The organism is Acidovorax sp. GW821-FHT10E04 (assembly GCF_059415185.1).
Window position 1 is genome coordinate 587,129 of the sequence record NZ_JBWKMT010000005.1, and the last position, 8,181, is coordinate 595,309.

General features: G+C 69.5%; 9 protein-coding genes. 7 read left to right on the forward strand and 2 right to left on the reverse strand.

Features of this window, described 5'->3' with window-relative positions; translation table 11 throughout:
• The first annotated feature begins 24 nt into the window (after positions 1-24).
• The 4 genes from AC07OC_RS18960 (at position 25) to AC07OC_RS18975 (ending at position 3,422) form a co-directional block, all read left to right on the forward strand.
• Positions 25-438 (forward strand): GFA family protein, encoded by a 414-nt coding sequence (locus AC07OC_RS18960; RefSeq protein ID WP_218339518.1) that lies wholly within the window; start codon positions 25-27, stop codon positions 436-438.
• A 26-nt stretch (positions 439-464) separates the two neighbouring features.
• Positions 465-701, forward strand: a complete 237-nt coding sequence (locus AC07OC_RS18965) for a DUF7661 family protein (protein ID WP_218339517.1) — start codon at positions 465-467, stop codon at positions 699-701.
• A 323-nt stretch (positions 702-1,024) separates the two neighbouring features.
• Positions 1,025-1,252, forward strand: a complete 228-nt coding sequence (locus AC07OC_RS18970) for a hypothetical protein (protein ID WP_218295847.1) — start codon at positions 1,025-1,027, stop codon at positions 1,250-1,252.
• 94 nt (positions 1,253-1,346) lie between these two features.
• Positions 1,347-3,422, forward strand: a complete 2,076-nt coding sequence (locus AC07OC_RS18975) for a bifunctional 2',3'-cyclic-nucleotide 2'-phosphodiesterase/3'-nucleotidase (protein WP_494601926.1) — start codon at positions 1,347-1,349, stop codon at positions 3,420-3,422.
• 141 nt (positions 3,423-3,563) lie between these two features.
• Here the strand turns inward: AC07OC_RS18975 and AC07OC_RS18980 are convergent, their stop codons facing one another.
• Positions 3,564-4,211 (reverse strand): PepSY domain-containing protein, encoded by a 648-nt coding sequence (locus AC07OC_RS18980; RefSeq protein ID WP_218339515.1) that lies wholly within the window; start codon positions 4,209-4,211, stop codon positions 3,564-3,566.
• Between the two features lie 123 nt (positions 4,212-4,334).
• Between AC07OC_RS18980 and AC07OC_RS18985 the strand changes: the two genes are divergently transcribed.
• From AC07OC_RS18985 to AC07OC_RS18995, 3 genes are read left to right on the forward strand one after another with little or no spacing between them, the layout of a single operon-like run.
• Positions 4,335-5,069: a PepSY domain-containing protein gene (locus AC07OC_RS18985; protein WP_218339514.1), complete on the forward strand. Its 735-nt coding sequence runs from the start codon at positions 4,335-4,337 to the stop codon at positions 5,067-5,069.
• A complete protein-coding gene (locus AC07OC_RS18990) occupies positions 5,069-5,743 on the forward strand; it encodes a response regulator transcription factor (protein ID WP_218339513.1) in 675 nt (224 codons plus the stop codon). Before AC07OC_RS18985 ends, AC07OC_RS18990 begins: the two co-directional genes overlap by 1 nt.
• Positions 5,743-7,248 (forward strand): sensor histidine kinase, encoded by a 1,506-nt coding sequence (locus tag AC07OC_RS18995; RefSeq protein ID WP_255591020.1) that lies wholly within the window; start codon positions 5,743-5,745, stop codon positions 7,246-7,248. The genes AC07OC_RS18990 and AC07OC_RS18995 overlap by 1 nt, the downstream gene beginning before the upstream one ends.
• A 130-nt stretch (positions 7,249-7,378) precedes the next feature.
• Here AC07OC_RS18995 and AC07OC_RS19000 read toward each other — a convergent pair whose 3' ends face one another.
• Positions 7,379-8,023, reverse strand: coding sequence for a Smr/MutS family protein (locus AC07OC_RS19000; protein ID WP_218296299.1), 645 nt, complete (start codon positions 8,021-8,023; stop codon positions 7,379-7,381).
• Positions 8,024-8,181 lie beyond the last annotated feature (158 nt).

Genomic DNA, 8,181 nt, shown 5'->3' on the forward strand with positions numbered 1-8,181 from the left:
CCCCGTCGAAGGAGAACCCAGGCCATGACCGAATCCGTCGTGCACCACCGGGGCAGCTGCCTGTGCGGCGGCGTGCGCTACGAAACCACGGCGCCGCTGCGCAGCGCATCGCACTGCCACTGCTCGATGTGCCGCAAGGCACATGGCGCGGCGTTCGCCAGCTACGGCTCGGTGCACCGCGAGCACCACCGCTTCGTGCAGGGGCAGGCGCTGCTGCGCGCCTACCGCTCGTCGCCGCGGGTCACGCGGCAGTTCTGCTCGGCCTGCGGCTCGCCGTTGCTCTGGCACAGCGAAGGCGTGCATGCGGACAGCGTGGCCGTGCCCCTGGGCACGCTCGACACCCCTTTTGACGCGCCGCCGCAAAGGCACATCCACGTGGCCTCCAAGGCCGCGTGGGTGGTGATCTGCGACGGCTACCCGCAGATCGCCGGAGAATAGGCGCGAGACCCGGCACGAGGCAGTCCATGGAAAACACACCACCCTCCGCCCATCCCCGTTTCAATGTCTTTGGCCGCATCGTTGAAGTGCGGCGTGAGGGTCCGCTGTGGCAGGTCTACCGCGTGGGCGGCGACGGCAAGCGCACCCCTGCGGGCTTCGTGGTCCCCGACTTCGTGGAAGAGCACGAACTGGCCCAGTTTCTCGAAGACCTGTTCCATGAGAGCGCTTCACCGCACAACGGCGACGTACGCCGCATCGCCTGACGCGAACCCTGCGGCTCCTTCCCTTGTGCCGGGTGCTGCGGCGCAGGAGGTCGTAAGGCTTTGTCGGCAAACGACTACATACAGCGCGCGCCCAACGGCGCACGCTGGGGCTGCACAGAAGACCACTGGGCTGGGCCTCCTCGCCGCAAGCACCGGCAGCCCCGCCACAGCGGCGCATTGCGGCGCGTGGTGCAAGAGCGCGGTGCAAGAGCGTGGGCGGTCCGGCCTGTGCGCGCTGGCGTCCTCGCACGACCAGGGGCCACGGACCAGGCAGGGTTGCGCACGAACGCGCGGGCTGACAGGCAAGTTATGTGAGGGTTCCCATGGGCAGCACCATCACCGTCGCGCACACGGTCTCGGCAGATGATTTCGAGCAGGTCGAACTTCTGGCGCGCCACCTGCAGGGAAGCGACTACAACTTCAGCGGCCGCGCCATCTGGGTGCTGCGAGGCCCCCATACCACCGTGACCGACACCCACGACGAGTTGCGCGCAGCGCTGCTGCTGCTGATGGTGGAAGGCCTGCTGAGCCGACGGCGCCCCCCGCGCTGACACCCCCGTGGGACGCGCGGCGGCCGCGTGCCGTCATACCGTTGTCAAACCCCCGCCAGACACTCGGTCCTTTGTTTCATCCTGGGCCTTGTTCATGTCTGAACGCATTCGCAGCCAATCCGATTCCTTTCCGTTTTCTTGCTATTCGCGCCGCACCGCCACGCTGAGCGTGCTGGCCCTGGCCGCGTCCCTCTCCGCCTGCGGCGGCGGCGATGGCGGCGGCAGCAACAACAACGCGGGCGCCATGGCCACGCTGGCCGTGCTGGAGACCACCGACCTGCACTTCAACGTGCGCAGCTACGACTACTTCAAGCTGGCCGAGGACAAGAGCTACGGCTTCGAGCGCACCGCCACGCTGGTGCGCGCGGCGCGCAAGGAGTTTGCCAACACCCTGCTGGTGGACAACGGCGACACCATCCAGGGCACGGCGCTGGCCGACTATGAAGCCACCATCAGCCCCATCCCGTGCACGCAGCAGCTGTCCATGTACAAGGCCATGGGCGCTTTGGGCTTTGACGCCGGCACGCTGGGCAACCACGAGTTCAACTACGGCCTGCCGTTCCTGAACCAGGTGCTGGGCGGCGGGCTGGAGGTGGACGGTGTGGATGCCGCCAGGAAGTGCGCGGGCGCGGGCTTTCCGATGGTGCTGGCCAACGTGATCAGCAACAAGACCCAGAAGCCGCTGGTGCAGCCGTACACGGTGCTCGAACGCACGCTGGTGGCCAAGGGCGCGGACGGCAAGGAGGTGAAGCTGCCCATCAAGGTGGGCGTGATCGGTTTCACCACGCCGGGCATCATGAACTGGGACAAGCGCTACCTCGAAGGCAAGGTCACCACGCAAGGCGCGGTCGAGGCCGCGACGAAGTACGTGCCCGAGCTGCGCGCCAAGGGCGCCGACATCGTGATCGCGCTGCTGCACGGCGGCATGGACAGCGCGGCGTATTCGCCCACCATGGAGAACCCGGGCCTGTACCTTTCCAAGGTGGCCGGCATCGACGCGATGGTGATGGGCCACCAGCATGGCGTGTTCCCCGACACCGCCGCCACGCCGGGCTTCAACATGGCCGGCGTGGACCACAAGGCGGGTACGGTGAACGGCGTGCCGGCCGTGATGGCCAGCTCCTGGGGCAAGGCCCTGGGCGTGGTGCAGCTGGCGCTGCAGTGGGACGGGGCCAAGTGGGTGGTCAACAAGTCGGCCAGCAAGTCCGAGCTGCGCAACATCCAGTCCAAGAACGCCGCGGGCGCCACGGTGACGGTGGACGCAGATGCCAGCGTGGCGCCGCTCGTCGAGACGCAGCACCAGGCCGCCATCCAGTACGTGAAGACGCCCATCGGCCAGACCGACTTCCGCATGAGCACGCTGTTCGCCGACGTGGGCGACCCGGGCGCGATCCAGATCGTGAACCAGGCGCAGCAGGCCTATGTGGCCGCTTACATCAAGGCCAGCCTGCCGGAGTATGCGCAGCTGCCGGTGCTGTCGGTGAGCGCGCCGTTCAAGAGCGGCTTCCAGGGCGGTGCCGACTACACCGACGTGGCCGTGGGCCCGCTGGCCATCAACAACGCGGCCGACCTGTACCTGTATCCCAACACGGTGTATGCGGTGAAGGTCAACGGTGGCGACATCAAGAACTGGCTGGAGGCGGCTGCCAAGCGCTTCAACCAGATCGACCCCGCCAAGACCGGCGAGCAGCAGCTCATCAGCACCTTCCCGGGCTACAACTTCGACATGTTCACCACGGCCGATGTGCAGTACGAGATCGACGTGACGAAGCCCGTGGGCAGCCGCATCAGGAACCTGACCTACCTGGGCAAGCCCATCGACGTGGCGCAGGAATTCGTGATCGCCACCAACAACTACCGCGCCACCAGCGGCAAGAGCTTCATCGACAAGCTCGATGGCTCGGGCACCATCTGGGCCTCGCCCGACGCCAACCGGGACGTGGTGATCGACTACATCCGCAAGAACCCGGCGGTGACGCGCAGTGCCAACGGCGCGGCCAAGAGCTGGCGCTTTGCCAAGGCCAGCGTGGCGGGGCCGGTGGTGTTCAGCTCGGGCGGCAATGCGCTCGCCGTGGCGCAGGCGGCAGGCCTGGCCAATGTGTCGCTGCTGGCAGCGGACGACGGCTCGGGCAAGGGCACGTCGAAGTACGCGGTCGATTTGTCCAAGTAAAGCCGGTGCGCGGCACGCTCGGCGTGCCCGCCGCCAACGGCCCTGAAAAGACACCTGGACCGGCTGCCTGGGCATGCCGGGGCCCGGTGTCTTTTTTTGTGGGTTGCTTCAGCACCCTGGCGCAGGGCAGCCGCCGGCCGCTCAATCGTCCAGCTGTTCGCGCAGCACCGCCCCGGTCAAGGCGTCCACCCGCAGCTCCACCGCAAGGTTGGCTGTGTTGGTCGCCTCGGCTTCCCAGTAGCCATCGTCGTATTCGACACCGCGCACGCGGGTGTAGCCGGCCTGCTGCAGGGCTGTCACGACCTGGTCGGCGCTGAGCACGGGCTGGCCGTTCACGGTGCCGCCGCTGCGGCCCACCTGGCTCAGCACCTCCAGCGTCACGGGGTGCAGCACGAACTCGACCTTCTCGCGGTTGGTCACGGACTGGCGGGCCTTGGCCTGCCAGAAGCCGTCGTCCAGCTCCACGCCGTACACGAAGCTGTAGCCGGCGGCGCGCACCTGCTGCGCCACCCGTTCCACGCTGGGCAGGGCGGTGCCGATGTCGCCCTTGCGCACGGCGGTGAAGCTGCCGTTGGCATCGTTGACCAGCACGGTGGCGCGCACCCCGTCGTTGGAGACGGCTTCGGCGGTCCAGTAGCCGTATTGCTTTTGCAGGTCGTGCGGCGCCACGTAGTGGTTCTTGGCCATCACGTTGACGGCCTCCTGGGCGCCCATGGCCCAGGCCATGGAGGGCAGGGCGGAGGCCGCGGCGGCTGCTGCGAAGGCCAGGGTCAGAACGGTCTTTTTCATGGTGCTTCCTTTCGGTGTGGCAGTGGTTGTGAAGAACTGGGAGGCAGTGTGCGCAACCGTTCCTAAACCCACCGTGAAGCGCCCGTTCATGGTCCGTTTAATGGCCTCCGCAATAATCGCGCGATGACAGATATCAGCTTGCGAACCATCGTGCGGGCTGCGGCCTGCGCCGCGGTGGCGCTGGCCTGCGCGCAGGCCCCCGCCGCCGAGCAGGACGTGGCGCGGCGTGGCGTGCAGAGCGGGCAGCTCAAGCCGCTCAACAGCATCATTGCGGACATGAGCCGCCAGTACGGCGGGCGCGTCATCGACGTGGAGACCAAGCACGGCCGCAAGGGCGAGCTGCGCTACGAGATCAAGATCATCGACGCCCGCGGCACCAAGCACGAGGTGCTGGTGGATGCGGCCACGGGCAGTGTCGTGGCGCAGGAGCGCGACTGGCCCACGCAGCCTGTGAGCCTGGCGCAGATGGCCCGCTACATCCAGCAGCTGGAGCAGCGCTACGGATCGCGCGTGGTGAACGCCGAGTTCGAGCGCGACGCGCAAGGCAAGGCGGTGTACGAGGTCAAGTTCTCGGACCGGCCCGCCGGCGAGATGAAGCTGCTGGTGGATGTGAACACGGGCGAGGTGCTGACCCCGCCGCAAACGGCGGGCACGCCCGCGGCTCCCAAGTCCATGGCCGTGATGCTCGAATCCTTGCGGCCGCGCTTTTCGGGCCTGGTGCTGGAGGTGGAGCTGGAGACGGACCACCGCCGCCGCCCGTATTACAGCGTGGAGCTGCAGCAACCCAACGGCTTCAAGCTGGAGCTCGAAGTGGACGCCGTGAGCCTGGAAGTCACGCGGCAGAAGGTGGACGACTGATGCGCATCCTGGTGGTGGAAGACGATGTGGCGCTGGCGCAGCAACTGCGCGTGGCGCTGGAGGCGGCGGGATTCGCGGTGGATGTGGAGCACGACGGCGAGGCCGCGTCCTTTGCCGGCAGTGCCGAGGCCTACAGCGCCGCCGTGCTGGACCTGGGCCTGCCGCTCAAGGACGGCCTGAGCGTGCTGCGCGACTGGCGCGACGCGGGCCGCGGCTGGCCGGTGCTGGTGCTCACCGCGCGCAACCGCTGGAGCGACAAGGTGGCGGGCTTCAATGCCGGGGCCGACGACTATTTGACCAAGCCCTTCCTGATGGACGAGGTGGTGCTGCGCCTGCGCGCCATGCTGCGCCGCACGGCCGGGTCGGCCGCCGCCGTGCTGACGGCCGGCCCGCTGGAGTACGACGTGGTGCAGGGCCGCTTTTCGCTGCAGGGCCAGAGCCTGCAGCTCACAGCGCAGGAGCACAAGATCCTGGCGTATTTCATGCACCACCCGGGCAAGCTGCTCACGCGCGCCGACATCAGCGAGCATGTGTATGCGCGTGACCTCGACCCGGACTCCAACACGCTGGACGTGCTGATCGGCCGCATCCGCCGCAAGTTGAACGGCGCGCCGCAGCTGGTGACCGAGCGCGGCCAGGGCTTTCGCCTCGTGACGTCCGACGTGGCGGGCTGATGCGCATCGAACCCGCCACGCCGCCTGGGCCGCCCGCACCGCCTGCGCCGGCCCGGGCACACAGCGGCGCCGCGTGGGCGCTGGCGCTGGCCCAGTGGCCCATGGCCACGCGCATTGCGCTGCTGGCGCTGGTCCCCATGCTGCTGCTGGTGGGCGCCGGGGGTCTGTGGCTGCGCGTGCAGATGCACCAGAGCCTGCTGGCCAGCTTCGAGCAGGTGCTGCGCGACAAGGCCCAGCGCGTGGGCGCGCGGCTGCACCTGGGGCCCCAGGGCGGCTTGCGGGAGTCCACCGGCGGCGCCGATGAGTTCAGCGCCATCTACGCCGGGTGGTACTGGCGCGCGCAGGCGGGCAGCGATGTGCTGCGGTCACGTTCGCTGTGGGACATGGACAGCCTGCCGGCCGAGCCTGCGCCCACCACCGGCTCTGTCACGCTGCACCGGGCCATGGGGCCGCTGCAGGAATCCCTGCTGGCGCTGACCCAGCCGGTCACCCTGGGCCAGCCTCCCGTGGAGGTCACGCTGACGGTCTACGGCCCGGCCGCGCAGTTGCACAGCAGCATGCGGCAGATCGACCGCACGCTGGTGGTGGCCGGGCTGGTGCTGATGCTGCTCACCGGGGGGCTGGCGTGGCTGCAGGTGCGGGTGGGGCTGGCGCCGCTGCGCCGGCTGGAGGTCATGCTGGGCGCCCTGCGCGCGCCGCAGGGCGCAGGGCCCGATGTGGCGCTGCACCTGGCCGCCCCCACGGGGCGCGACCTGCAGCCCCTGCAGAACGAGCTGGCAGGCCTGCTGGCGCACAACGCGCACGTGGTGGCCCGCGCGCGGGCCCATGCGGTGGACCTGAACCACGCGCTCAAGAAGCCTCTGGCCCTGCTGAGCGCACAGGCCAGCGCGCAGCCGCAGGTGCCCGGCAGCGAGGTGCAGCGCCAGGTCGAGGCCATGGCCCAGCTGGTGGATCGCTACCAGGCCCGCACCTTGAGCGATGCGCTGCACGCCCACCCCGGCAGCACCGGCCAAGCCGTGGACGTGCGCGACTGCGTGGCCCAGGTGCTGCGCATGATGGAGCGCCTGCACGCCGCGCAGGGGTTGGACTGGATGCTGGCAGACGATACCCAAGGCCCGCTGCACTGGCGCGGAGAACGCGCCGACCTGGAGGAGGTGCTGGGCAACCTGCTGGACAACGCGGGCAAGTGGGCCGCCTCGCGGGTGCGGCTGACACTGTCGGTGTCTGTGTCGGTGCAAGGTGGCGCAGAACATGCCAGCCTGTGCCTGGACATCGAAGACGATGGCCCCGGCATGACGCCCGCACAACTGCAGGCGGCGGGCCAGCGGGGTGTGCGTTTTGACGAGTCCGTGCAGGGCAGCGGGCTGGGCCTGGCGATTGCCAGCCAGATCGCGCAGGCCTATGGGGGCCACTTGCAGTTGCGCAAAAGCGAGGAGCTCAAGGGCTTGGGCGTGCGGCTGGAGATGCGGGGGCTGGCGCCCGCGGGACGCACCAAGACGGCGTGAGGCAGGGTGCATCGCCACAACCGTTGCAGCGGCTGTGGTAGCGGCCGTCGCGGCGGGCGTCGGCAACACGGCAGGCTGCCCGGCTCTCCAGGTGCGCAGGGCAGAGCGGGGCGATCTGCGCTGCGCGTGCCTAGCGCTGGCGTGGATGCACGGGCTGCAGCAGCACCACCAGCGCGCCCGCGCCGCCGTCGATGGGCCGGGCCTGCACGAAGGCCAGCACTTCGCTTTTTTGCACCAGCCAGCGCTGCACGCGGCTCTTGAGCACCGGACTCTTGCCCGGAGAGCCCAGGCCCTTGCCATGCACCACGCGCACGCAGCGCAGGCCGGCCTTGTGGGCGTGGCGGATGAATTCGCCCAGTGCCTCGCGCGCTTCGTCCACGCGCAGGCCGTGCAGGTCCAGCTGGCGCTGGATGCTCCAGTGGCCCGAGCGCAGGCGGCGCGTGATTTCCACGCCGATGCCGGGGCGGCGAAAACTCAGCTGGTCGTCGGTGTCGAGCAGGGTGCTCACGTCGAAGTCGTCGCTGATGGATTCGACCAGCACGCGCTCTTCGTCCAGCCAGTGCTGCACGGGCAGCGGTGGCGGCTTGTGGCGGCGCAGGCGTGCCACGTTGGGGCTGCGCAGCGGCGTGACGGGGCCTACGCTGCGGCTGAAGAGGTGGCGCTCGGCCTCCAGGCGCGCGGCGGCCTCGCGGCGGGCCTTTTCGTCGGCCTCGGCGCGCGCGTGCTCCTCGCGCAGGCGGCGGGCGATGCTGGCCAGGTCCTGCAGGTGCGCGATGCGATCGCTGGCCCGCCGGGGCGGCGGGGGCGCCCGGCGGCGGGCCGGCGCCGCCGGCGCGTGGGAGCCGGGTGCAGGCGGAGGGGGGGTGGGGGGGGGGTCTTATACACATCTCCGAGCCCACGAGACCCGCGTATAGATCTGGGGGGGGGGGGTTT